17 protein-coding genes are annotated in these 26025 nt (G+C 71.5%); 15 read left to right on the forward strand and 2 right to left on the reverse strand.

Features of this window, described 5'->3' with window-relative positions:
- Positions 1-160: 160 nt before the first annotated feature.
- The 15 genes from ACIGFK_RS22505 to galE all read left to right on the forward strand — a co-directional run bounded on the left by ACIGFK_RS22505 (position 161) and on the right by galE (position 21801).
- A complete protein-coding gene (locus tag ACIGFK_RS22505; protein ID WP_008738981.1) occupies positions 161-1180 on the forward strand; it encodes a rod shape-determining protein in 1020 nt (339 codons plus the stop codon).
- A gap of 145 nt (positions 1181-1325) precedes the next feature.
- Positions 1326-2267, forward strand: a complete 942-nt coding sequence (mreC, locus tag ACIGFK_RS22510; protein ID WP_376661165.1) for a rod shape-determining protein MreC — start codon at positions 1326-1328, stop codon at positions 2265-2267.
- An 11-nt stretch (positions 2268-2278) separates the two neighbouring features.
- A complete protein-coding gene (gene mreD, locus ACIGFK_RS22515) occupies positions 2279-2986 on the forward strand; it encodes a rod shape-determining protein MreD (protein WP_376661166.1) in 708 nt (235 codons plus the stop codon).
- Between the two features lie 12 nt (positions 2987-2998).
- Positions 2999-5179 (forward strand): penicillin-binding protein 2, encoded by a 2181-nt coding sequence (gene mrdA, locus ACIGFK_RS22520; RefSeq protein WP_376661167.1) that lies wholly within the window; start codon positions 2999-3001, stop codon positions 5177-5179.
- Between the two features lie 12 nt (positions 5180-5191).
- Positions 5192-6391, forward strand: a complete 1200-nt coding sequence (rodA, locus tag ACIGFK_RS22525; RefSeq protein WP_376661168.1) for a rod shape-determining protein RodA — start codon at positions 5192-5194, stop codon at positions 6389-6391.
- A 71-nt stretch (positions 6392-6462) separates the two neighbouring features.
- Positions 6463-7983 (forward strand): CHAD domain-containing protein, encoded by a 1521-nt coding sequence (locus tag ACIGFK_RS22530; RefSeq protein ID WP_400053303.1) that lies wholly within the window; start codon positions 6463-6465, stop codon positions 7981-7983.
- Between the two features lie 72 nt (positions 7984-8055).
- Positions 8056-9981 (forward strand): TIGR03960 family B12-binding radical SAM protein, encoded by a 1926-nt coding sequence (locus ACIGFK_RS22535; RefSeq protein WP_376661170.1) that lies wholly within the window; start codon positions 8056-8058, stop codon positions 9979-9981.
- Positions 9982-10044: 63 nt separating this feature from the next.
- Entirely contained in the window at positions 10045-11310 is a 1266-nt protein-coding gene (locus ACIGFK_RS22540; RefSeq protein ID WP_400053305.1) for a hypothetical protein, read from the forward strand.
- A 110-nt stretch (positions 11311-11420) separates the two neighbouring features.
- Positions 11421-12200 (forward strand): TIGR03936 family radical SAM-associated protein, encoded by a 780-nt coding sequence (locus tag ACIGFK_RS22545; protein WP_376661172.1) that lies wholly within the window; start codon positions 11421-11423, stop codon positions 12198-12200.
- 235 nt (positions 12201-12435) lie between these two features.
- Entirely contained in the window at positions 12436-16491 is a 4056-nt protein-coding gene (locus ACIGFK_RS22550; protein WP_400053308.1) for a ribonuclease E/G, read from the forward strand.
- Positions 16492-16833: 342 nt separating this feature from the next.
- Positions 16834-17154, forward strand: a complete 321-nt coding sequence (rplU, locus tag ACIGFK_RS22555) for a 50S ribosomal protein L21 (RefSeq protein WP_015033583.1) — start codon at positions 16834-16836, stop codon at positions 17152-17154.
- Positions 17155-17167: 13 nt separating this feature from the next.
- A complete protein-coding gene (gene rpmA, locus ACIGFK_RS22560; RefSeq protein ID WP_030840805.1) occupies positions 17168-17422 on the forward strand; it encodes a 50S ribosomal protein L27 in 255 nt (84 codons plus the stop codon).
- A 196-nt stretch (positions 17423-17618) separates the two neighbouring features.
- The gene (gene obgE, locus ACIGFK_RS22565; protein WP_386466801.1) at positions 17619-19064 is read left to right on the forward strand and encodes a GTPase ObgE; all 1446 of its coding nucleotides are present in this window, start codon (positions 17619-17621) and stop codon (positions 19062-19064) included.
- A 68-nt stretch (positions 19065-19132) separates the two neighbouring features.
- Positions 19133-20749, forward strand: a complete 1617-nt coding sequence (locus ACIGFK_RS22570; RefSeq protein WP_400053310.1) for a glycosyltransferase family 2 protein — start codon at positions 19133-19135, stop codon at positions 20747-20749.
- A gap of 32 nt (positions 20750-20781) precedes the next feature.
- Positions 20782-21801 carry a UDP-glucose 4-epimerase GalE gene (gene galE / locus ACIGFK_RS22575; protein ID WP_376662210.1) on the forward strand — a complete coding sequence of 340 codons (1020 nt, stop codon included), beginning with the start codon at positions 20782-20784 and terminating at the stop codon, positions 21799-21801.
- A gap of 92 nt (positions 21802-21893) precedes the next feature.
- Here galE and ACIGFK_RS22580 read toward each other — a convergent pair whose 3' ends face one another.
- Entirely contained in the window at positions 21894-23042 is a 1149-nt protein-coding gene (locus tag ACIGFK_RS22580; RefSeq protein WP_376660709.1) for a glycosyltransferase, read from the reverse strand.
- A complete protein-coding gene (locus ACIGFK_RS22585) occupies positions 23039-25918 on the reverse strand; it encodes a CDP-glycerol glycerophosphotransferase family protein (protein ID WP_376660708.1) in 2880 nt (959 codons plus the stop codon). The genes ACIGFK_RS22580 and ACIGFK_RS22585 overlap by 4 nt, the downstream gene beginning before the upstream one ends.
- Positions 25919-26025 lie beyond the last annotated feature (107 nt).

A 26025-nucleotide genomic window follows, 5' to 3' on the forward strand; every position in this document is an offset into this window, starting at 1 on the left:
GGGTTTCCGATCCGGCGGGATTGCCGGAGTCCCGTCGCGCGGTCTCCGTACTCGCGGCACTACGATGGGGCCTCCACCCACACACCCACCTCGCCGACCTGACAGCAGCCGCTATCAACTGGAAGGCCAGACGCTCCTCATGGGGAACAAGGGGAACAACATGTCGTTCATCGGCCGTGACATGGCGATCGACCTCGGGACCGCCAACACGCTGGTGTACGTGAGGGGCCGGGGGATCGTCCTGAACGAGCCGTCCGTGGTCGCCATCAACACGAACACCGGCGGCATCCTGGCGGTCGGCTCCGAGGCGAAGAAGATGATCGGGCGCACGCCCGGCAACATCGTCGCCGTACGGCCCCTCAAGGACGGCGTGATCGCCGACTTCGAGATCACGGAGCGAATGCTCCGCTACTTCATCCTCAAGATCCACAAGCGCCGCTACCTGGCCCGCCCGCGTGTCGTGGTCTGCGTTCCCTCCGGCATCACGGGAGTGGAGCGGCGCGCCGTCATCGAGGCGTCCACGCAGGCCGGCGCCCGCCAGGTGCACATCATCGAGGAGCCCATGGCCGCCGCCATCGGCTCGGGCCTGCCCGTCCACGAGGCCACCGGCAACATGGTCGTGGACATCGGCGGCGGCACCACTGAGGTGGCCGTCATCTCCCTCGGCGGAATCGTCACGGCACAGTCCATCCGGGTGGCCGGCGACGAGCTCGACAACGCGATCATCCAGCACATCAAGAAGGAGTACTCGCTCCTCCTCGGTGAGCGGACCGCCGAGCAGATCAAGATCACCATCGGGTCGGCGTACGACCTCGACAAGGACGAGCACACCGAGATCCGCGGCCGCGACCTGGTCTCCGGCCTGCCCAAGACCGTGGTCATCTCGGCCGCCGAGGTCCGCAAGGCCATCGAGGAGCCCGTCAACGCCATCGTCGACGCCGTCAAGACCACCCTCGACAAGTGCCCGCCGGAGCTCTCCGGCGACATCATGGACCGGGGTATCGTCCTGACCGGCGGCGGCGCCCTGCTGCGCGGCCTCGACGAGCGGCTGCGGCGCGAGACGGGCATGCCGATCCACATCGCCGAGGACCCGCTCGATTCCGTGGCGCTCGGCTCCGGCAAGTGCGTCGAGGAGTTCGAGGCCCTCCAGCAGGTCCTGGACGCCCAGCCCCGTCGCTGATCCGTCGCCGGCACAACCCTCCACTGCCGGAGGGACCATGCGGAACACACAGGGATCCGCCGTACGGGTGCTACCGGGCCCGTGCGGCGGATCGTTGATATACAGGCAAAAGAGAATTCCGACGAGGAAGGCACGGCCGCCGCACGTGAGGGACACACGAGAGAGCCGGCTGCTCCTGGTGCTTCTGATCGCCATCGCGTTCGCTTTGATCACGGTGGACATCAGGGCAGGCGAGGAGTCACCGGTCGACGGTGCCCGGCAGGCCGCCGCAGCGGTCTTCGGACCCGTCGAAAAGGGCGTGGCGACGGCCGTCGACCCGGTCGCCAACGCCATAGGGGCGGTACGGGACTCCGGGAGCCGCCACAACCGCATCGCCACCCTGGAGCGGGAGAACGCGGCCCTGAAGGCCAAGCTCGGCAGCGACGACCAGACGCGCAGCCGCATCCGCGAGCTCGACGAGATGCTCAAGCGCGCCGGCGCCGGCCAGTACGGCATCAAGGGCGCCGAGGTCATCGCCATAGGAGCGGCCCAGGGCTTCTCCTGGACCGTCACCATCGACGCCGGCAGCAAGGACGGCATCGAGCGCGACATGACCGTCCTCAACGGGGACGGCCTCGTCGGCCGCGTCACCACCGTCGGCCCCGACACCGCCACCGTCGTCCTCGCCAACGACCCCGACTTCACCGTCGGCACCCGCCTGGAGAAGACCGGCGAACTCGGCTTCGCCACCGGCCAGGGCGACCGCGCCCTGTCCGTCCAGATGCTCAACGGCAAGGCCAAGGTCGGCCCCGGCGACCGGCTCGTCACCTTCGGCTCGCGCGGCAACAAGCCCTTCGTGCCCGGCGTGCCGATCGGTGAGGTCGTCAAGGTCGACGACGCCCGCGGCGACCTGACCCGCACCGTATGGGTGCGTCCGTTCGTCGGTTTCTCGCGCCTGGACATCGTCGGCGTCGTCGTGATGCCGCCGCGCGAGGACCCGCGCGACGCCGTCCTGCCGCCGAAGCCCGAAGCCCCCAAGCCCACCCCGACCGTCACCGTCACGGTCACCCCGTCGGCGAACGCCACGGGCAAGCCGGCCGACGAGTAGGAGCAGCCCCCATGCCCTTCAACCGGATCCTGCTCTCGGCCACCCTCGTCGTGGTGGCCCTCGTCGTCCAGGTCTCCGTCCTGGGCCGGCTCCAACTGCCCGGCGCCGTCCCCGACCTGATGCTCCTCACCGTCGTCGCCCTCGCACTCGTGTACGGGCACGTCAGCGGTGCGCTCATCGGCTTCACCGCCGGCCTCCTCGCCGACCTCGCCCCGCCCGCCGACCACGCCGCCGGGCGGTACGCGCTCGTCCTGTGCGTCATCGGCTACCTGGTCGGCCTGGTCCGCCCCGACAGCGGGCGGTTCCGCTCCGCGTGGGGCCCCATGCTCACCGTCGTGGCCGCCGCGATCGGCTCCACCCTCCTCTACGCGGGCGTGGGCGCACTCGTCGGCGACACCGCCGCCCGCCACGTCGGGCTGGTCGGGCTGCTGTTCACCGCCACCCTCTACGACCTGCTCCTCGCGCCCTTCACGGTGCCGTTCGTCATGGCACTGGCCCGGCGCGCCGAGAGCGACCCGATGGCCGTCGAGGCCGGCGGCGGCCCCGCCAACAAGGCCGCCGACGTCTCCGCCGGCTGGCTGGCCGGAGGGACCGGCCTGCGCATCGGCAGCCAGCGCGGCGGCCTGCGCCTGAAGAGCGCGCGCTTCCGCGCCGACAAGGCCGTCCGCATAAAGGGGGTCAAGGCGGCCAAGGGCGTGAAGAGCATCCGCAAGCTGTAGGGAGGAGCAGGCGTGACGAACGTTCCCGAGACCGGCCGCACCTCCCGGGTGCAGATCCGGCTCATCATGGTCCAGGTACTCGTCTTCTCCATGTTCATCACCCTCGGCGGACGCCTCTGGTACCTCCAGATCCGCAACGGCGACGAGTACTACCACGAGGCGAAGAGCAACCACGTGCAGCGGGTCGTCCGGCCCGCCGTGCGCGGACAGGTCCTCGACGCCCGCGGGGTGGCCCTCGCCGACAACGAGACCCGCCTGGTCGTCTCGGCCAGCCGCACCGCCCTGATGAAGATGCAGGACAAGGGCAAGGGCGTCTTGACCCGCCTCGCCGGCGTCCTCGACATGACCCCCAAGGCGGTCATGGACAAGGTCCGGCTCTGCGACTCCCAGACCCCCAAGCCCTGCTGGAACGGTTCCCCCTACCAGCCGATCCCCGTCACCCTCGAAGCCACCACCCAGCAGGCCCTGACGATCCGCGAACGCCCCGAGGACTTCCCCGGCATCACCGCCGAACCCACCGCCGTGCGCCGCTACCCGGCGCCCGGCGGGGCCCGCACCTCCCAGGTGCTCGGGTACCTCTCGCCCGTCACCGACGACGAGATCCAGAAGGCCAAGGACACCGACTCGCCCCACCTGCGCTCCGACCAGGTCGGGCGCTCCGGGATCGAACGCACCTACGACCGGCAGCTGCGCGGCAAGGCGATGGTCACCTCCTACGAGGTCGACAACCTCGGCCGGGTCATGCACCAGACCCAGTCCGACAACGGCGTCCCCGGCTCCACCCTCGTCACCAGCATTGACGCCCGGGTCCAGGCCGTCGCCGAATACGAGCTCCAGCAGGCGATGAAGACCGTCCGCCACGAGGTCGACAACATCACCAACCGCCCGTACGAGGCCGACTCGGGCGCCGTCGTCGTCATGGAGGCCAAGACCGGCCGCGTCGTCGCCATGGCCTCCCAGCCCGACTACGACCCCAACGCCTGGGTCGGCGGCATCAACGCCAAGGACTACGCCAACCTCACCAGCAAGAGCTCCAACTACCCGCTCCTCAACCGGGCCATCCAGGGCCAGGCCCCCGCCGGCTCCATCTTCAAGGTGGTCTCCGCGAGCGCGGCCGTACGGGCCGGCTACGACTTCGACGGCAAGTACAACTGCAGCGCCTCCTACGACATGGGCGGCCGCAGCTTCGCGAACTTCGAGTCCAAGGGCCACGGACCCATCACCCTCGGCGAGGCCCTCAAGTTCTCCTGCAACACCGTCTTCTACGCCCTCGGGCACAAGGAATGGAAGAAGGACGGCGGCCTCACCCCCAAGAAGGACGCCCACGACTGGTTCTACCGGACCGCCCGTGAGTTCGGACTCGGTGCCGAGACCCACATCGACCTGCCGAACGAGGTCACCGGCCGCATCCCCGACCGCCGCTGGAAGCAGAACTTCTGGAAGGCCAACAAGGGCGCCTGGTGCAAGCAGGGCAAGAAGGGCGGCACCTACGTCGAGCAGATCGCCTACGAGAGCTGCCTCGAAGGCAATCAGCTGAAGGCCTACGACAGCATCAACTTCGCCATCGGCCAGGGCGACGTCCTCGTCACCCCCATCCAGATGGCCACCGCCTACGCCGCCATCAGCAACGGCGGCACCCTCTACAACCCCACCGTCGGCAAGGCCGTGATCAGCGCCAACGGCAAGCACGTCGAGATGATCAAGCCCCAGGCCCACGGCCGGCTGCCGATCGGGCCGAAGACCATCGCGGACCTCGACAAGGGCCTGCGCATGGTCGTGGAGCCCGGAGGCACCGCCGCCTGGCGGTTCACCGGCTGGCCGATGGACAAGATCCCGATGCACGCCAAGACCGGCACCGCCCAGGTCTACGGCAAGCAGACCACCTCCTGGCTGGCGACCTACACCAAGGACTTCGTCATCGTCATGACGATCTCCCAGGGCGGCACCGGCTCCGGAGCCTCCGGCCCCGCCGTCCGCAACCTCTACAACGCGATCTACGGTCTCGACATGGAGGGCAAGCAGGACCTGAAGAAGGCCCTGCTGCTCCAGCCCGAGGCCAAACTGCCCAAGATCCGCCCCGACGGTTCCATCGACGCCCCCGAGATCCGGCCGTACGTGCCGCCGTCCCCGGAGGTACCGGAACCGCCCGCACTCGCCGGGCCGCCTGCCGCGCGCCCCGCGCGGCATGACTGAGGACCGAAAGACATGCAGACCGCCAACAAGTTCTCCGTCTCGCGGTACGCGCCCGAGCGCGGGGCGCTGGCCAAGCTCACCGCCCGCGACTCCGTCGTGCGCCGGCTCGACTGGCCGATACTCCTGTCCTCCGTCGCCCTGTCCTTCATCGGCGCCCTGCTGGTGTGGTCGGCGACCCGCAACAGGACCACGCTGAACCAGGGGGACCCGTACTACTTCCTGGCCCGGCACGCCCTGAACACCGGCATCGGCCTCGTGCTGATGATCGGCACGATCTGGCTCGGCCACCGCACCCTGCGCGGCGCCGTGCCGATCCTCTACGGGATCTCGCTGCTGCTGATCCTCGCCGTGCTCACCCCGCTCGGCGCCACCATCAACGGCGCCCACGCGTGGATCGTGATCGGCGGCGGGTTCTCCCTCCAGCCCTCCGAGTTCGTGAAGATCACGATCATCCTGGTCATGGCGGTGCTGCTGGCCGCCCGGGTGGACGCGGGCGACCTCGTACACCCCGACCACCGCACCGTCGTCAAGGCGCTCTGCCTGGCCGCCGCCCCGATGGGCATCGTCATGCTGATGCCCGACCTCGGCTCCGTGATGGTCATGGTCGTCATCGTGCTCGGCGTGCTGCTGGCCTCCGGCGCCTCCAACCGCTGGGTGCTGGGCCTGATCGGCGCCGGCGCCGCCGGCGCCATCCTGATCTGGCAGCTCGGCGTCCTCGACGAGTACCAGATCAACCGCTTCGCCGCCTTCGCCAACCCCGAGCTCGACCCCGCCGGCGTCGGCTACAACACCAACCAGGCGCGCATCGCGATCGGCTCCGGCGGGCTGATGGGATCGGGCCTCTTCAAGGGCTCGCAGACCACCGGCCAGTTCGTCCCCGAGCAGCAGACGGACTTCGTCTTCACCGTCGCGGGGGAGGAGCTCGGCTTCGTCGGGGCCGGGTTGATCCTCGTACTCCTCGGCATCATCCTGTGGCGCGCCTGCATGATCGCCCGCGAGACCACCGAGCTGTACGGGACGATCGTGTGCGCCGGGATCATCGCCTGGTTCGCCTTCCAGTCCTTCGAAAACATCGGCATGACCCTCGGGATCATGCCCGTGGCCGGTCTTCCGCTTCCGTTCGTCTCCTACGGAGGCTCGTCGATGTTCGCCGTCTGGGTGGCCATCGGACTCCTCCAATCGATCAAGGTGCAACGGCCCCTGTCGGCCTGATACCGGCCTCGCTGCGTCCGAATACGCCGTTCACCCTGCCGACGTGATCCGTTCAGGACTACGGTCGATCCATGGCGGACACGAAGCGCGAGATCGAGCGGAAATTCGAGTTCTCTAAGGCCAAGAGCGCCCGGCGCGGGGTACCGGACCTGACGGGGACGGCTGCCATTGCGGCCGTCTCCGACCAGGGCACCGTCGACCTCGACGCCGTCTACTACGACACCCCCGACCAGCGGCTCGCCGCCGACGGTCTCACCCTGCGCCGCCGGACCGGCGGCGCCGACGAGGGCTGGCACCTCAAACTCCCCGTCTCTCCGGGCGTGCGCGACGAGGTCGCCGCCCCGCTCGGCGACACCGTCCCGCGCCCGCTCGCGGCCCTGCTCCGCTCCCGGGTACGCGACTCCGAGCTGGAACCGCAGGTCAGACTCCTCTCCTCGCGCAAGGTCAGCCACCTCCTCGACGCCGACGGGGCCCTGCTCGCCGAACTGAGCACCGACCAGGTCCGCGCCGAGCGCGGCGACGCCGCCGCGGCCTGGACCGAGGTCGAAGTGGAACTCGCCGACGGAATCGACCCCGCACTCCTCGACGCCGTCGAGGCGGCCTTCCGCAAGGCCGGGCTGAAGGTCTCCGACGCCCCCTCGAAGCTCGCCCGCGCCCTCGCGGAAACCGGCACCGCACCCCCCGCCAAGCCCGCGGCCACCCCCGCCGACGGCACGGCCGGCGCGCACGTGCTGGCGTACCTGCGCGAACAGCGCGACGCCCTGATCGCCCAGGACCCGGCCGTCCGCAGGAACCTGCCGGACTCCGTCCACCAGATGCGCGTCGCCTCCCGCCGCATGCGCAGCGCCTTCAAGACCCACCGCAAGGTGCTCGACCGCTCCGTCACCGACCCCGTCGGCGAGGAGCTGCGCTGGCTCGCCGGCGAACTCGGTGTCGACCGCGACCAGGAAGTGCTGCTGGAACGCATCCGCACCCACCTCGACGAGCTCCCGCGCATCCTCCAGCCCGGCCCCGTCCGCGCCCGGCTGCGCGTCTGGAACACCGCCCGCAGCTCGGGATCGCGGCGCCGCGCCCTGGCCGCGCTCGACAGCCCGCGCTACCTGGCCCTGCTCGACTACCTGGACGCGCTGCTGGCCGAACCGCCCCTGCTGAAGCACGCCGCCGACCCCGCCGGGGAGGTCCTGCCCAAGGCGGTCCTCCACGACTACGACCGGCTCGCCGGCCGGATCGGCACGGCCCTCGCCCTGGAACCCGGGCACGAGCGGGACCTGGCCCTGCACGAGGCCCGCAAGGCCGCCAAGCGCGCCCGGTACGCGGCGGAGGCGGCGGTACCCGCCCTCGGCAAGCCCGCCGAGCGCCTTGCCAAGGCGGTCAAGAAGGTCCAGAGCCTGCTCGGCGACCACCAGGACAGCGTGGTGGCCCGCGAAGCCCTGCGCGCGATCGGCGCCCAGGCGGCGGGCGGCGGAGAATCGGCCTTCGTGTGGGGCGTCCTGTACGCCCGCGAGGAGGCCCTGGCCGAGCAGCGGGAGCGGGAGCTCCCCGGCGTCTGGGCCGCCGCCTCGAAGCCGAAGCTGAGGGCACCCCTGGGATGATCATGTGAGTCGGGACGGCCGGGGCTCGGGGTACGCTAGATAGCTGCCCCCTGCCCGCTTCACGAAAGTCGCGTGATGGCCGAGTCGGTCTTCCCTCAGCTTGAGGCCCTGCTTCCGCATGTGCAGAAGCCCATTCAGTACGTCGGCGGTGAGCTCAACTCCACCGTGAAGCCGTGGGAGTCCTGCGACGTCCGCTGGGCTCTCATGTACCCGGACGCGTACGAAGTCGGGCTGCCCAACCAGGGCGTCATGATCCTCTACGAAGTGCTGAACGAGCGGGAGGGCGTGCTCGCCGAGCGCACCTACAGCGTCTGGCCGGACCTCGAAGAGCTGATGCGCAAGCACGACGTGCCGCAGTTCACCGTGGACAGCCACCGCCCCGTCTCGGCCTTCGACGTGTTCGGCCTGTCCTTCTCCACGGAGCTGGGCTACACGAACATGCTCGCGGCCCTGGACCTCGCGGGCATCCCGCTCGAGGCCAGGAACCGTACGGTCGACCACCCGATCGTCCTCGCGGGCGGCCACGCGGCCTTCAACCCCGAGCCGATCGCGGAGTTCATCGACTGCGCCGTCATCGGCGACGGCGAGCAGGCCGTCCTCGACATGACCGAGATCATCCGTACGTGGAAGGCCGAGGGGCGGCCGGGCGGGCGCGAGGAAGTCCTCTTCCGGCTGGCCAAGACCGGCCAGGTCTACGTGCCGGGCTTCTACGACGTCGACTACCTCCCGGACGGCCGCATCGCGCGCGTCGCCCCGAACAAGTCCGGCGTCCCCTACCGCGTGTCCAAGCACACGGTCATGGACCTCGACGAGTGGCCGTACCCCAAGCAGCCCCTGGTCCCGCTCGCCGAGACCGTCCACGAGCGGATGTCCGTGGAGATCTTCCGCGGCTGCACCCGCGGCTGCCGTTTCTGCCAGGCCGGCATGATCACGCGCCCCGTGCGGGAGCGAAGCATCACCGGCATCGGCGAGATGGTGGAGAAGGGCCTGAAGGCCACCGGCTTCGAAGAAGTCGGCCTGCTCTCCCTCTCCTCCGCGGACCACACCGAGATCGCGGACATCGCCAAGGGCCTCGCGGACCGCTACACGGACGACAAGGTGGGCCTGTCCCTCCCGTCGACCCGCGTCGACGCGTTCAACGTGGACCTGGCGAACGAGCTGACCCGCAACGGCCGCCGGTCGGGCCTCACCTTCGCCCCCGAGGGCGGCTCCGAGCGCATGCGCAAGGTCATCAACAAGATGGTCTCGGAAGAGGACCTGATCCGCACCGTCGCCACCGCCTACGGCAACGGCTGGCGCCAGGTGAAGCTGTACTTCATGTGCGGCCTGCCGACCGAGACCGACGAGGACGTGCTCCAGATCGGCGACATGGCGGTCAACGTCATCGCCAAGGGCCGCGAGGTCTCGGGCCAGAACGACATCCGCTGCACCGTCTCCATCGGCGGCTTCGTCCCCAAGCCGCACACCCCCTTCCAGTGGGCGCCGCAGCTCTCGGCCGAGGAGACGGACGCCCGCCTGGGCAAGCTCCGCGACAAGATCCGCGGCGACAAGAAGTACGGCCGCTCCATCGGCTTCCGCTACCACGACGGCAAGCCGGGCATCGTCGAGGGCCTCCTCTCCCGCGGCGACCGCCGCATCGGCGACGTGATCCGCGCGGTGTACGAATCGGGCGGCCGCTTCGACGGCTGGCGCGAGCACTTCTCGTACGACCGCTGGATGGAGGCGGCCGAGAAGACGCTGCCCGCGTACGGCGTGGACGTGGCCTGGTACACGACGCGCGAGCGCACCTACGAGGAGGTCCTGCCCTGGGACCACCTGGACTCCGGTCTCGACAAGGACTGGCTCTGGGAGGACTGGCAGGACGCCCTCGACGAGACCGAGGTCGACGACTGCCGCTGGACCCCCTGCTTCGACTGCGGCGTCTGTCCTCAGATGCAGACCGAGATCCAGATCGGCCCCACCGGCAAGAAGCTGCTGCCGTTGACGGTCGTGAAGTAACCCTTGGGTCACGAGAGGCCCCCGCCCGCAACGGGTGGGGGCCTTCGTCGTGTCCTTCCTGGCATGGACACGGACAAGCGGCACCCCGCCGGCGGCGGTGACGGCGGTGACGGGTGCCTGGTGGGCGTCATCAGGATCCCCGTGAAGATCGTCGCCGTACTCGTCGTACTGCCCGTACGAGTGGTGTGGGAACTGCTCGCCGCCCTCGGCCGGGCCGCGTACCGGCACGTCCTCGGGCCGCTGTACGCGCACGTCGTCGAGCCGGCGTTCCGGGCGGTGGGATGGCTGCTGGCCACCGTGCTCAAGGTGGTCTTCGTCTGGCCGTGGGTCGGCCTGTGGCGGTACGTGCTCGTGCCGGCCGGGCGGGGCGTCGCGTGGCTGGGCCGCGGCACGTACGAGCACCTGCTCGCGCCGGCCGGGCGGTTCCTGGGCGCCTACGTGTTCGGCCCGCTCGGGACGGCGCTGGCCTGGGTGGGCCGGGGCGGGGTGACGTACCTGCTCGCACCGCTCGCCAAGGGCGGCATGTGGTTCGGCTGGGTGCTGGGCATGGTGCTCTTCGTGTGGCCGTGGGTCGCACTGTGGCGGTACGTGCTCGTGCCCGTCGGACAGGGCATCGGACGGCTGGCCGCTGCCGCCTACCGGTACGTGCTGTCCCCGGCCGGGCACGCGCTGGTGCGGCTGGTGGAGGCGCTGTACCGGTACGTCCTCACGCCCCTCGGCCACGGGCTCGTGTGGCTGGTGGAGGCGCTGTACCGGTACGTCCTCACGCCCCTCGGCCACGGGCTCGTGTGGCTGGTGGAGGCGCTGTACCGGTACGTCCTCACGCCCCTCGGCCACGGGCTCGTGTGGCTGGTCGTGGCGCTGTTCCGGTACGTGCTGCGGCCCGTCGGGCTCGGCATCGCATGGCTGGTCGTGGCGCTGTACCGGTACGTGCTGCGGCCGGCGGGGCTCGCCGTCGGCTGGGTGGCCGACGTCCTGTACCGGTACGTGCTCGCCCCGCTCGGGCAGGTCCTCGCATGGGCCTGGCACGTGGCCGGGCTGATCCTCGGCGCCCTGTGGCGCGGGCTCAAGTGGGTCGGCTGGGTGCTGGTCGGATGGCCCGCGTCCCGGGTGTACCGGCACGTGCTCACCCCCGTCGGGCACGCCGTGCGCGAGGTGTGGCGGACCGGGCGGGAAGCGGTGCGCGAGGCGCGGGCCGCCGTGCGCCAAGCGCTGTTCGGTACTCCTCCCCGGGAACCGGCGAGGTCACGGGCGCGTACTCTGGGTAGTACGACAGCCGACGACGCGGCACCCGCTGCCGAGATCTCCCTGAGCAAACGCCGGGGGTGAGCCGCAGCGGGTCGACGGACCTCTGGGCGACGCGCGAGCCGCGGAGCCCCGCACAAGGAGAAGAACCACTGGGCAAGCGACAGCCCGAAGGCCCGCCCCCCGCACCGGTGGTGCAGCGCATCCGACTGCGCTACACCAAGCGCGGCCGCCTCCGGTTCACCAGCCACCGTGACTTCCAGCGCGCGTTCGAGCGGGCCCTGCGCCGCGCCGAGGTGCCGATGGCGTACTCGGCCGGCTTCACCCCGCACCCGCGCGTCTCGTACGCGAACGCCGCACCCACCGGTACCGGCAGCGAGGCCGAGTACCTGGAGATCGGCCTCGCCGAGGCCCGCGACCCCGAGAAGCTCCGCGAACTGCTGGACGAGTCGATGCCGGTCGGCCTCGACATCATCGACGCCGTCGAGGCCCGTACCTCCGGCCTCGCCGACCGGCTGACCGCCTCCGTGTGGGAGCTGCGCCTGGACGGCGTGGAGCCCGCCGATGCCGAGCGGGCCGTGGAGGCCTTCCTCGCCGCCGAGACCGTGGAGGTGCAGCGTCGGACCAAGAACGGCATGCGGACCTTCGACACGCGCGGCGCCGTCGTCAGCCTCGAGACAGTTCCTGTCGCTGCTGATAGGCCGCGCGACAATGCTTGTGCGATACTGCGGCTGGTTGTTCGGCATTTGACACCTGCCGTGCGACCCGACGACGTCCTGTCCGGTCTCCGAGCTGTGGCCGACCTGGCGCCGCCGGTCCCCTCTGCGGTGACCAGGCTGGCGCAGGGGCTCTTCGACGAGGAGTCCGGCACGGTGACCGACCCGCTCGCGCCCGACCGCGAGGCTGTCACGGCCGCCCCACCCACGGCCGCCGTAGCCGCCGACGCGAAGGCGCCGGAAGGTCCCGCCGCGTAGGGATCGTCGTCGTAGCGCAGCCCTGGTACTCGGGAGCCACCTGGGTCGGGCCGCGCACTGACCTGAAGACTTCCGCCAGGCCGTACGGAGAACAACGTACGGAACCGGCGGCCATGAACTGAGCTCCCGTGTGGCGAACGCGCCCCGGAGGCCGGCTCCGCGTCCATTGCGCGGGGCCGAGCCGGACCGGATGTCAGCCGCGGCGCCCGGGAGCGTGACGGGAGAACCGCCCGCAATGCTCAACAACGAAAACGACACCACCACCAACAACAGCCCGAGTGACAACCTGCCCCCGCGCAGGCGTCGCCGCGCCGCTTCCCGGCCCGCCGGTCCGCCCGGCGGGACCCCCGCCGAGACCACCCCGGTGACGGAGGCCGCACCGGCCGCCGCCGCCCCCGAGGCCGCTCCGGCCGCCGCTCCCGCCCGTCCCCGCCGCCGCGCGACCCGCGCCGTGGCCGCGCCGGTCACCGAGGCCGCGCCGGTCGTGGTGGAGGCTCCGGCCGCCGCCCCCGTCGCCGAGGAGCCCGCGGCTCCCGCGCCGCGCACCCGCCGCCGTGCCACGCGTGCCACCACTGCGCCCGAGGCTCCCGCCGCCGAGGCCGCACCCGCCGCCGAGGCCGCTCCGGTGGTCGAGGAGGAGGCTCCGGCCGCTCCGGCCCCGCGTGCCCGCCGCCGTGCGACCCGCGCCGTGGCCGCGCCGGCTTCCGAGGCCGCCGTGGAGACCGCTGCCGCCGTCGAGGAGCCCGTCGCCGCTCCGGTCGTCGAGGAGCCCGCCGCTCCGGCCCCGCGTGCCCGCCGCCGTGCGACCCGCGCCGTCGCAGCGCCCGCCGCCGTCGTGGAGGAGACCGCCGAGGTCGCCGAGGTCGCCGAGGCTCCCGCCGCGGAGGCTCCGGCCGCCGTCGTGGCCGAGGAGTCCGCCGCTCCGGCCCCGCGGACCCGCCGCCGTGCGACCCGTGCCGCCACCGCCCCGGAGGCTCCCGCCGCCGAGGCCGTCGTCGAGGCCCCCGTCGCCGAGGAGCCCGCCGCTCCCGTCGCCGAGGAGGCCCCCAAGGCCGCCCGGACCTTCACCGTCGCCGACGCGCTCGACTCCCCGAAGCGCGGCGGCCGCCGCCGCGCCACCCGTTCCACCACTGCGGCCGCCCCCGCGCAGCCCGCCGCCCAGCCCGCCGAGGCCGCCGAGCCGGCGCCGGCCCGGGCGTCCCGCCGCGCCGCGCGCCCCGCCGTGGCCACCTTCCAGGCCCCGGTCTTCGCCGAGCCGATGTTCCAGACGCCGGAGACCGCCGCCATGGCCGCGGCCGCCGCGCGTGCCGCCGCCCCGGCCGAGGAGGTCGAGGAAGAGGAGGAGCTCGAGGCCGAGACCGCCGTCGCCGAGGCTCCCGCCTCCCCGCAGCCGGCCGGCCGTCGCCGCCGCCGCGGCCGTGGCGCCGCCGAGGCCGCGCCCGTCGCCGAGGCCGGGCCGGTCTCCCTCCCCGAGGTGCTCGCGGAGGAGGAGCCGGAGGCCGAGCTGGAGGAAGAGGCCGCCGAGTTCGACGAGGCCGACGAGTCGGGCGAGCGCCCGTCGCGCCGTCGCCGTCGCGGTGGCCGTCGCCGCCGCCGCGGTGAGGCCCCGGAGCTCGACGAGACCGCCGAGGAAGAGGCGGAGGCCGAGGCCGCCGAACAGGAGGCCGAGGGCGAGGAAGAGGGCGCCGAGTTCGACGAGGGCGACGAGGCCGCTCTCGGTTCCAGCTCCAGCCGCCGTCGCCGCCGTCGCCGCCGCCGCAGCGGTGAGCCCGCCGACGTCACCGCCGAAGCGGGCGACGAGGAGGGCGTGCGCACCGTCGTCAAGGTCCGCGAGCCCCGCCCGGCCCGCAAGGAGGCCGAGCCGTCCGACGAGGTCCAGTCCATCAAGGGCTCGACCCGCCTGGAGGCGAAGAAGCAGCGCCGCCGCGAGGGCCGCGAGCAGGGCCGCCGCCGCGTGCCGATCATCACCGAGGCCGAGTTCCTGGCCCGCCGCGAGGCCGTCGAGCGCGTCATGGTCGTCCGCCAGTCCGGCGAGCGCACCCAGATCGGCGTCCTCGAGGACAACGTGCTCGTCGAGCACTACGTCAACAAGGAAGAGGCCACCTCGTACGTCGGCAACGTCTACCTGGGCAAGGTCCAGAACGTGCTGCCGTCCATGGAGGCCGCCTTCATCGACATCGGCAAGGGCCGCAACGCCGTCCTGTACGCCGGTGAGGTCAACTTCGAGGCGCTCGGCATGGCCAACGGGCCGCGCCGCATCGAGTCCGCCCTCAAGTCCGGTCAGTCGGTCCTGGTGCAGGTCACCAAGGACCCGATCGGCCACAAGGGCGCCCGCCTGACCTCGCAGGTCTCGCTGCCCGGCCGCTACCTGGTGTACGTGCCCGAGGGCTCCATGACCGGCATCAGCCGCAAGCTGCCCGACACCGAGCGCGCGCGCCTGAAGACCATCCTCAAGAAGATCGTCCCCGAGGACGCGGGCGTCATCGTGCGCACCGCCGCCGAGGGTGCGAGCGAGGACGAGCTGCGCCGTGACGTCGAGCGTCTGCAGGCCCAGTGGGAAGAGATCCAGAAGAAGTCGAAGCAGATCTCGACCTCTTCGCCGAGCCTGCTGTACGGCGAGCCGGACATGACCGTCCGCGTCGTGCGCGACATCTTCAACGAGGACTTCTCGAAGGTCATCGTCAGCGGTGACGGCGCCTGGGAGACCATCCACGGCTACGTCTCGCACGTGGCCCCGGACCTGGCCGACCGGCTGTCGCGCTGGACCTCCGAGGTGGACGTCTTCGCGACGTACCGGATCGACGAGCAGCTCGCCAAGGCGCTCGACCGCAAGGTGTGGCTGCCCTCGGGCGGCTCGCTTGTGATCGACAAGACCGAGGCGATGATCGTCATCGACGTCAACACCGGCAAGTTCACCGGTCAGGGCGGCAACCTCGAGGAGACCGTCACCAGGAACAACCTGGAGGCGGCCGAGGAGATCGTGCGCCAGCTGCGGCTGCGCGACCTCGGCGGCATCGTCGTCATCGACTTCATCGACATGGTCCTGGAGTCCAACCGCGACCTGGTCCTGCGGCGCATGCTGGAGTGCCTGGGCCGTGACCGTACGAAGCACCAGGTCGCCGAGGTGACCTCGCTGGGCCTGGTCCAGATGACCCGCAAGCGGGTGGGCCAGGGTCTGCTGGAGTCCTTCTCCGAGACCTGCGTCCACTGCAACGGCCGCGGTGTCATCGTGCACATGGAGAGCCCGACCTCGGTCGGCGGCGGCGGCAAGCGCGCCAAGCGCCGCGGCGGCCGGGCGGAGTCCGACCACCACGAGCACGAGCACGAGGCGGCCCTGACCGCCGAGGCCGAGGTCTTCGAGACCGAGGCCGAGGTGGCCGCGGAGATCGCGGCGCCGGTGGCGCTGCCCGAGCCCGAGTTCGTCGCGGGCGAGGAGCTGTACGGCAGCCCGGCCGAGGCCGAGGCGGCGGCGGGCCTGAGCGGCCGCCGCAACCGGCGCCGTGCCACCCGCAAGGCGACCGCTCCGGCGGGCGCCCCGCGCGGTGCGGCCGCTCCGGCCCCGGCTCGCGTCGTCGAGGCGGCCCCGGTCGTCGAGGCGGAGCCCGTGACCGAGCCCGTGACCGAGCCGGCCGACACCGTGCCGGAGCCGGCCGCCGGGGCCGTCGCCGAGGCCGAGGCCGAGACCGCCGTCGAGGCCGTCGCGGAGCCGGTGGCGGAGGAGGCCCCCAAGGGCCGGACCCGTCGTCGTGCGACCCGTAAGGCGACCGCTCCGGCGGGCGCCCCGGCCGCGGCCGAGGCGGCCCCGGAGCCCGAGCCGGAGCCGGTCGTCGAGGCCGTCGCCGAGCCGGTGGCCGAGGCCGTCGCCGAGACCGCCGTCGAGGCCGAGCCCGTGGCCGAGGCCCCCGTGGCCGAGGCCCCCGTGGCCGAGGCCGCACCGGCCCGTCCGCGCCGTCGTGCGACCCGTAAGGCCACCGCACCCGCCGGTTCCCCGGCAGGCGCGACCGAGGCCGCCGTGGTGGTCGTCGAGGCCCCGGTGACCGCGGCGCAGCCGGAGCCGGAGGCCCCCGTCGAGGAGGCCGCACCGGCGAAGAAGGCCGCCAGGAAGGCTCCGGCCAAGAAGGCGACCGCGGCGAAGAAGGCCACCACCGCCAAGAAGGCGACGGCGGCCAAGAAGACCGTGGCCAAGAAGGCGGCCACGACCAAGAAGACCGTGGCGAAGCGGGCGACGAAGAAGACCGCGGCGGCGGAGCAGCAGGCGCTGCCCTCCGTCTCGGCTCCGACCGAGGCCTGATCTGCGGTTCCCGTTCCATCGGCCCCGCCCGGCACCGAGAGGTGCCGGGCGGGGCCGTTCCGGTGGGTCCGCGCCGGACCGTGGAGGTCGCTCCGCGGGGTGGGGGAGGCGCGGCGAGGCACCGGCCGGCCGTGGGTGGCCGGGCCCGGTTTGACCTCGTCGAGCCGCGGCCCGTAGTCTTGACCGTCGGCGTGTCCTTGACGCGTCGCGCTCCTGAGCACCTTCCTTCCGCCGGGCACCACTGCGGGAGAGGCCGCTCGTCCATTCCGGATCAGTTCGGGCCCCGGCCCGCCTGAGCGGCTGGCTTCAGGAGCATCCGTCCCGAGTGAGAGAGAGATCCGCGTGTACGCCATCGTGCGCAGCGGTGGCCGCCAGCACAAGGTTGCTGTCGGCGACATCGTTGAGGTTGACAAGATTTCCACTGCCAAGGTTGGCGACACGGTCGAGCTCTCGACCCTGCTCGTTGTCGACGGCGACGCCGTGACCAGCGACCCGTGGGTCCTGGCCGGCATCAAGGTCACGGCCGAGGTCGTGGACCACCACAAGGGCGCCAAGATCGACATCCTGCGCTACAAGAACAAGACCGGCTACCGCCGTCGCCAGGGTCACCGCCAGCAGTACACGGCGATCAAGGTCACCGGTATCCCCGCGGCTGCGAAGTAAGAGGGACTGAGACATGGCACACAAGAAGGGCGCATCGTCCACCCGGAACGGGCGCGACTCCAATGCCCAGCGGCTCGGCGTGAAGCGCTTCGGCGGTCAGGTCGTTTCCGCCGGCGAGATCCTCGTCCGCCAGCGCGGCACCCACTTCCACCCGGGCTCGGGTGTCGGTCGTGGTGGCGACGACACGCTGTTCGCGCTGCAGGCCGGTTCGGTCCAGTTCGGCACGCACCGTGGCCGCAAGGTCGTGAACATCGTTCCGGCCGCCTGATCCAGCTTCTGCTGATCGAGCGTTCGTAACTTCCCGAGGGCGGATCTCAGCTCTTTCCGGCGTCAGCCGGGAAGAGAGGTCCGCCCTCGGCGCGTTGTCACAGAGACACGCCCGCCCCTTTCGGGCACGTTTAATGGGCAGCAAGGTCTGCCACCGGACATTCCGGACCATCCCCGCTGTATCTGGAGGAACAACCATGACCACCTTCGTGGACCGCGTCGAGCTGCACGTCGCCGCGGGTAACGGAGGCCACGGCTGCGCCTCCGTTCACCGGGAGAAGTTCAAGCCGCTCGGCGGCCCCGACGGCGGCAACGGCGGCCGTGGCGGTGACGTGATCCTGGTGGTGGAGCAGGCGATCACCACCCTGCTGGACTACCACCACAGCCCGCACCGCAAGGCCACCAACGGCAAGCCCGGCGAGGGCGGCAACCGCTCCGGCAAGGACGGCCAGGACCTGATCCTGCCCGTGCCGGACGGCACCGTCGTCCTCGACAAGGAGGGCAACGTCCTCGCCGACCTCGTCGGCCAGGGCACCACCTACGTCGCCGCCGAGGGCGGCCGCGGCGGCCTCGGCAACGCCGCGCTCGCCTCCGCCCGCCGCAAGGCGCCCGGCTTCGCGCTCCTCGGTGTCCCCGGCACCACCGGCGACATCGTCCTGGAGCTCAAGACCGTCGCCGACGTGGCGCTGGTCGGCTTCCCGAGCGCCGGCAAGTCCTCGCTGATCTCGGTGCTCTCCGCCGCCAAGCCGAAGATCGCGGACTACCCGTTCACGACGCTGGTCCCGAACCTGGGCGTCGTCACCGCGGGCTCGACGGTCTACACGATCGCCGACGTCCCGGGCCTGATCCCCGGCGCCAGCCAGGGCAAGGGCCTCGGCCTGGAGTTCCTGCGCCACGTCGAGCGCTGCTCGGTGCTGGTGCACGTCCTGGACACCGCCACCCTGGAGTCCGACCGCGACCCGGTCGCCGACCTCGACGTCATCGAGGAAGAGCTCAAGATCTACGGCGGCGGCCTGGAGAAGCGCCCGCGCCTCGTCGTCCTCAACAAGGTCGACATCCCCGACGGCCAGGACCTCGCCGAGATGGTCCGCCCGGACCTGGAGGCCCGCGGCTACAAGGTCTTCGAGGTCTCCGCGGTCGCCCGCACCGGCCTCAAGGAGCTGTCCTACTTCCTCGCCGAGGTCGTCGCCAAGGCCCGCGCGCGCAAGCCGAAGCAGGAGGCGACCCGCATCGTCATCCGCCCGAAGGCCGTCGACGACACCGGATTCACCGTCGCCTACGACGAGGCCGAGGACGTGTACGTGGTGCGCGGCGAGAAGCCGGAGCGCTGGGTCCGCCAGACCGACTTCAACAACGACGAGGCCGTCGGCTACCTCGCCGACCGCCTCAACCGCCTCGGTGTCGAGGACGCGCTGAGGAAGGCCGGCGCCCGTGCCGGCGACGGCGTGGCCATCGGCTCCGACGACAACGCGGTCGTCTTCGACTGGGAGCCGACCATGATGGCCGGCGCCGAAATGCTGGGCCGCCGCGGTGAGGACCACCGCATGGAGGCCCCGCGCCCGGCGACCCAGCGCCGCAAGGAGAAGGAAGCCCGTCGCGGGGACTCCGCACAGCAGGAGTACGACGAGTTCCGGCCCTTCTGATCTGCTGGTTTCACGCCCAGCGGTTGACCTTGAAGTGATGTTTACCCGGGTCGGCTAGGGTCCACGGCGTGAGCAATGGAAATCCCCCCTCCGTTTCCGTTGTGGTGATCGCGTACAACGACGCCGGGCTCGTGGGCGAGGCCGTTTCATCGGCCCTCGCCCAGGGCCCGGTGGTCGCCGAGGTCATCGCCGTGAACGACGCCTCCTCGGACGGCACCGCACAGGTCCTGGACGAGCTGGCCACCCGCCACCCGCGTCTCCGGGTCCTGCACCGCACGCAGAACAGCGGAGGCTGCGGCACGCCCCGCAACGACGGCATAGCCGCCGCCACGTCCCCGTACGTCCTGTTCCTCGACAGCGACGACGTCCTGCCCCCGGGGGCGGCCGACGCCCTGGTGCGGGCCGCGCAGGAGCACCGGGCGCCGGTCGCGGTCGGCGCGTGCGTCCGCCGGGAGCTGCCCCAGTACTACGACGTGTCGTGGGTGCCGGGTCTGTACACGGCCGGCGACGTGATCGAGAACCCCGCCGACCGGCCCGAGCTGGTCCGCGACACGCTCTGCGTCAACAAGCTGTACGACCGCTCCTTCCTGGATGAGCATTCGATCCGCTTTCCCGACGGCCGGTTCGTCTACGAGGACTTCGTCTTCACCTCGCGCGTCCTCGCCGCCGCCCCCCGCATCGCGGTCATCGGCGACCTCGTCTACATCTGGCACGTCCGCCGCGATGCCGCGCAGGTGTCGATCTCCCTGGACCGCAAGGACGTCGGGAACTGGCGCGCCCGCATCGAGGCCCACCGCGCCGCCGCCCGGAACCTCGCCGGGGCCGCCCCCGAGCTGGGCCACGCCTGCCAGGTGAAGTTCCTGGAGTACGACCTGCGCATGTACCTGCGCGAGCTCGGCAAGGACCCCGAGTACCAGGCCGCCTGGTGGACCCTGACCCGCGAGTACCTCGCGACCTTCGACGAGGCCGCGGTCGAGGCCGCCGCCCCGCACGCACGCTGGATCGTCCGCGTGCTGCGCGCCACCGCCACCCCGCCCGCCGACGTCGAGCGGCTGTCCCGCTTCGCCGCCGAGCCGCCGCGGCTGCTGCCCCCGTACGCGACCGGCGCCGACGGGGTGCCGGTGTGGAGCGAGGAGCTCCCGGTCGAGCTGGACGGCCTGCGCGAGCTGCCGACGTCGGCACTGCCGGCGACCGTGGACGCCGAACCCGCGGGCGGCGCCGCCGTGCGGCTGAGGGTGCACGACCTGTACGGACGGCTGGCGGCGGCCGGACCGCAGAGCGCGCAGCTGCGCTTCGTGCCCCGCTCCGGGGGCGATCCCGTCCTCGCCAAGCCGGTGTCCCTGACGCCGGACGAGGGCGGCGGCTGGTCCGTGGTGCTGCCGTTCCGCCTCGGCGACCTGGCCGCCACCGGCCGCCGGCTGGGCCTGCGCAGGCTTCAGGCCTGGAAGGTCGAAGTGGTCGTCGAGTGCGCGGACGGGAGCTCGCTCCTCACCTCCCTCCGCCCCCGGGGCGGACTGCTGCGCCGCCGGGTGCTGCCCAGCAAGCGGTACGGTGTCCTGTTGACGCAGCCCTACCGCACGGCTTCCGGCTCGCTCGGTCTGCGCCTCGCGCCCGGTGCCGCGGGTGCGATGTACCTCGTACAGAACCGCGTCGACCGCGCCAGGGCAGCCTGCGCGTCGGGCTGAGCACGACACCAACAGGACCAGGAGTACTACACATGACCTTTCTGATCACCGGTGGCGCCGGATACATCGGTTCGCACGTCGTCCGCTCGATGGTGCTTGCGGGAGAGAAGGTCGTCGTCTTCGACGACCTGTCCACGGGCAACGAGGACCGTGTGCCGGAGGGCGTCCCGCTGGTGGTCGGCTCGGTCCTGGACCGCCTGTCCGTGGACGCGGTCATCCGCGCCCACAAGATCACCGGCGTGGTGCACCTCGCGGGCAAGAAGCAGGTCGGCGAGTCCGTCGAGAAGCCGATGTACTACTACCACGAGAACGTGCAGGGCCTCACGGTCCTGCTCCAGGCCGTGGCCGACGCGGGCATCCGCAACTTCCTCTTCTCCTCCTCCGCCTCCGTCTACGGCATGCCCGACGTGGACCTGGTCACCGAGGACACCCCGTGCGCGCCGCTGAGCCCCTACGGCGAGACGAAGCTGGCCGGCGAGTGGCTGGTGCGCGCCGCCGGCAGGGCGCACGGCATCTCCACCGCCTGCCTGCGCTACTTCAACGTGGCGGGCGCCGCGACCCCCGAGCTCGCCGACACGGGCGTGTTCAACCTGGTCCCGATGGTCTTCGAGCGGTTCGACAAGGGCGAGGGCGCGCGCATCTTCGGCGACGACTACCCGACGCCGGACGGCACCTGCATCCGCGACTACATCCACGTCGAGGACCTCGCGGAGGCCCACGTGGCGGCGGCCCGCAAGCTCGCCGAGTGGGCCGCGGCCGGGGAGTACAAGGACCTCACCGTCAACATCGGACGCGGTGAGGGCGTCTCCGTCGCCGAGATGGTCGACCTCCTCAACAAGGGCACGGGGCACACCCACGCCCCGGTGATCAGCCCGCGCCGCCCCGGCGACCCGGCGAAGGTCGTGGCCTCGGCCGACAAGATCACCAGCGTGCTGGGCTGGAAGGCCCGGCACGACGTCGCGGAGATGGTCACCTCCGCCTGGGCGGGCTGGCAGGCCAACAAGGCGGCGGCCGGGCACAAGGACCGCCACAAGGACGTCCACTCGGCCTGAGTCCGACCGGGCCCGCCACCGCCCCGCACGCACGAAGCCGCCCGCCCCGGAATTTCCTCCGGGGCGGGCGGCTCCACGTGTGACGGGCGGTGTCAGCGCTCCAGGAAGGAGAAGAGCTCCTCCCACCGGTCGGTGATCTCGGCGCTGGAATAGCGCTGCACCGAACGGAACGCCGTGTCCCCGAGCCGGTCGCGGAGCTCGGCGTCGCTCATCAGCGCGTCCAGGTGCCCGGCGAGCTCCATCGTGTTGCCCAGCCGCGCCAGCAGCCCGTCCTCCCCGTGCCGGACGATCTCCCGCACGCCCGGCGCGCAGTCGAAGGCCGCGACCGGCAGGCCCGCCGCCATCGCCTCCAGCAGAGTGATCGGGAAGCCCTCGGCCCGCGAGGCCTGCGCGAAGACCGAGGCCCCGCGCAGCGCGCCCAGCACGTCGTCGGTACTGCCCATCCACTCCACCGACTCGTCCAGCCCCAGCGAGGCGCAGTGCGCCCGCAGCGCCGGCTCCTCCACGCCCGCCCCGTAGATCCGCAGGGTCCAGTCGGGGTGGTGCGGGGCGGCTTCCGCCCAGGCGTCGAGCAGCAGGTCGACGCCCTTCTCGAAGGCGAGGCGGCCGACGCACGCCACGTGCTTCGAGGTGCGCGGCGCGGGGGAGTCCGGCATGAAGGGCAGCGGGTTCGGCATGCTGCCGACGTTCTCCATGCCCGACCGGATCCAGAGGTCCGCGTCCTCCGGGGTCAGCACCAGCAGCCGGTCGACGTCCGGGTAGTAACGGCGCACGCGTGCACCGCGGGTGGACTTCTGGCTCGCTTCGTACGACTCGTGGCTCATCCCGATGACGGTGAGCCCCTTGGTGTCGGCGAGGGCCACCCACTCCATCGCCCAGACCTGGGTGACGATGACCACGCTGCCCGGGCGGGCCGCCCGGAACAGCTCGCCGAGCTGCTCCGCCTTGGCCCGCATCTTCGCCCGCCGGGCCGCCTGGCGGCGCCGCTCGGGCGCGTTCAGCCGGCCCTTGATCCCGTGCAGCCGGCGCGCCGACGGCGGGTGGGCGTCGTACAGGGTGGTCGTCTCGTACGGCAGGTCCTGCGGCAGCTTCTGGCGGATCTCGTCGGCGACCGGGGCGATGCCGACGATGTGGACCTTGTGCCCGCGCTCGGTGAACAGCCGGGCCATCTGGTGGGACCAGGTGGTCACGCCGCCGAGCTCGTCGACGTTGTTGGAGACGATGAAGATGTCCCGGTTCACTTGCCGCTCCCGGTGAAGAACTTCTCGACGATCTGGCGGGCGGCGTCCCCGCGGTCGTACTCGCCGAACTCGGTGAGGAAACGCTGCCGGGCCTCGGCGTACTTGGCGTCCGCCTCCTCGAAGGCGGACAGCGCCTGCAGGAGTTCGTCCGCCGTGGCCACCACCGGGCCCGGCGCCTTCTCCTTCAGGTCGAAGTAGGTGCCGCGGATGTCGTTGGCGTACTTCTCATAGTCGTACGCGAAGAACACCATCGGCCGGTCCAGCACGGCGTAGTCGAACATCACGGACGAGTAGTCCGTGATCAGCCCGTCCGCGAGGGCCAGCAGCGGCGTGATGTCGTGGTGCCGGGACACGTCGATGACGCGGCCCTCGACCGACGGCGGCAGCGAGACGCTGTTGAGGTAGTGCGTGCGCACCAGCAGCGTGAAGCGGTCGCCGAGCCGCTCCGCGAACTCCTCCACGTCGAAGGGGAACACGAAGCCCTCGACCGTGCCGTCGGCCGCCGCCCGGAAGGTCGGCGCGTACAGCAGCACCTTCTTCTCCGGGTCGATGCCGAGCTCGGCCGCCAGCGGCCCGCGCACCCGCTCACCGCTCTCCGCCTCGCTCAGCTGCGCCTCGACGAGGGCGTCGTTGCGCGGGTAGCCGCTGCGCAGCAGCACCTCGTCCCGCAGCCGGAAGCCCTTGGCGAGGGTGCGGGCGTCGTGCTCCGACCGGATCAGGAAGTGGTCGAAGCGGTCGACGGCCGCCTGGAACTTGGCCTGCCCGGCCTTGCCCTGCGCCTTGGTGCGCGGCTCGTGGAAGCCCATCCGCTTGAGCGCGGAGCCGTGCCAGGTCTGGATGTACGTGGTTCCCGGCCGCTTGGTCAGCGCCAGCGGGAAGCCCTGGTTGTCCACCCAGAACTCGGCCTGGGCCAGCGCCCGCAGGTACGCCCAGCTCCAGCGGCGCACCAGGGTGGCCTCCTTGGGGAAGCCGGTCGGCTTGCCGCCCGCGTACGACCAGATCGCCTCGAAGGCCGCGCCCTGGCGCACCATCTCCTCGTAGATCGCCTTCGGGCTGTCGCTGAACTGCTTGCCCATGTGGCTCTCGAAGACGACCGTGCCCTTCTTGACCGGCAGCTTCGAGAAGACCTCGTGGTAGACCTTCACCTTCTGCTCGCCGGAGCCGATGTTCCGGCGGACCCGCAGGGCCTTGCGCAGGCCCCGCTTCACCACGTTGGCCGCCTTGCCCTGTATGGCGTTGTTGATCAGCGACTGGGTGCGGACCGCGGCGGCGCCCTCGGCGGTGAGGACGTAGGACAGATTGCCCTTCTTCGTCACCTCCGGCTCGAAGCGGTCGGAGACCAGCCGGGTCAGCCGCGGCCGTACGCGCAGCCGGGCCGCCTTCTCCAGGTCGACCCCGCCGACCGAGACCCGGGTGGTGACCCTGTCGTTGCCGGCGGTCAGCTTCAGGCGGACGTCCCAGACGGCGTCGATGATGCCGAGGGGGCGGACGGTGGAGCCGATGTCGGCGCTGCCGCTCCACTCGATCGTGTCACCGGCGTGGCGCACGCTTGCCACCGGGAAGCTGAACGAGCGCACGCCGATCTGCCGACGGGCCCGGAATTCGAGCGAGGCCTTCAGCTCCGCGTCCGCCGGGATCCGCCCCAGCGGGTTCACGACGGCGCCCGACAGCGTGACGGTGCCGCGCCCGTCGTCCTCGTAGGAGCTGAGGCGGTTGCCCAGCTGGAGGGAGGGGAGCGGGGTGGTGTGGAAGCCCTGCTCGGTGACGTCCAGTATCCGCCGGGCCTCGGCGGCGTCCGCCCCGTCGAGGTGCTCCGCACACCAGTAGACGCGGCCCTCGCGCTCCGCCAGCGGGGAGGAGAGCCGGCCCTTGTTGGTCATGGCGTCGGCGGCCGGGAGCAGGTTGTCCCAGTCCTCCTTGCCCAGCAGGTAGGCGCAGATCGCCTGGAGGTAGGTGACGTTCTCGTACGCCGCCGGGTCGATGCCCGCCAGGTAGCCGTTGGCGAGGCGGGCGAACTCCTGGCGGTACTCGTCGCTGAGCAGCGGCAGGTCGCGCAGGTGCAGCACCAGGTCGTGCTTGAGGAACTTGGCGTCCTTCGCGGACTTGATGTCCGTGTGGCCCTTCGAGGCCAGCAGTTCGTCGACGCGGCGGTGGATCTCCATCCGGTGGACGAAGTTCGCGATCTCGTGGCGCCGGTTGCTGATCGACTTCGCCGCGGCCTTCTCGATCACGTTCCAGAAGTAGACGTGGTTCGGGATCAGCGTGATGCGGCGGGCGGCCACGTAGGCCTGCGCGGAGAAGAGCAGGTCCTCGTAGTGGATCCCGACCGGGAACTCCAGGCCCTGCTCCAGCAGGAACTCGCGCCGGTAGCACTTGTTCGTCGAGAGGGTGTCGTAGACCAGCAGGTCGGGGAAGTCGGTGATCGACTCCAGCGTGCGCGTGCGCGAGTAGATCCAGGGGTACCACTCGGTGGTCTTGCCCCACCGGTTGTCGAGGTGCACGCGGACGCACATGCCCGAGACCAGGTCGGAGCCGGTGCGCTCGGCCGCGTCCAGCATGTTCCGGCAGGCATTGCGTTCGAGGACGTCGTCGCTGTCCAGGAACATCACGTACGTGCCGGTGGCCTGCTGGATGCCGTGGTTGCGGGGCGCACCGCAGCCGCCGCTGTTCTCCGGCAGCCGGAAGGCGCGCACCCTCCCCGGATGCGCCGCCTCCAGTTCCTGGGCGACCGCGTACGAGCGGTCCTTGCTGCAGTCGTCGACGATCACGACTTCGACCCCGTGCAGGGTCTGGTCCAATACCGACCGGACTGCTGTCGACAGACGCTCTGCGTCGTTGTAGACGATGACGACCACGGAGACGTCGGGCACGTGCACCTCGATCCCTTCGTTTCGTTTCGTTTCGTTCAGCTCATTCCGCTTATCTCGTCAAAGCTACCGTGTGCCGCCCTCCACTCCCGCAGGCCGACCCGGCGGCCGGCCGC

Origin of the sequence: Streptomyces sp. NPDC085524 (assembly GCF_044541755.1) — a bacterium.
Lineage (GTDB): Bacteria > Actinomycetota > Actinomycetes > Streptomycetales > Streptomycetaceae > Streptomyces.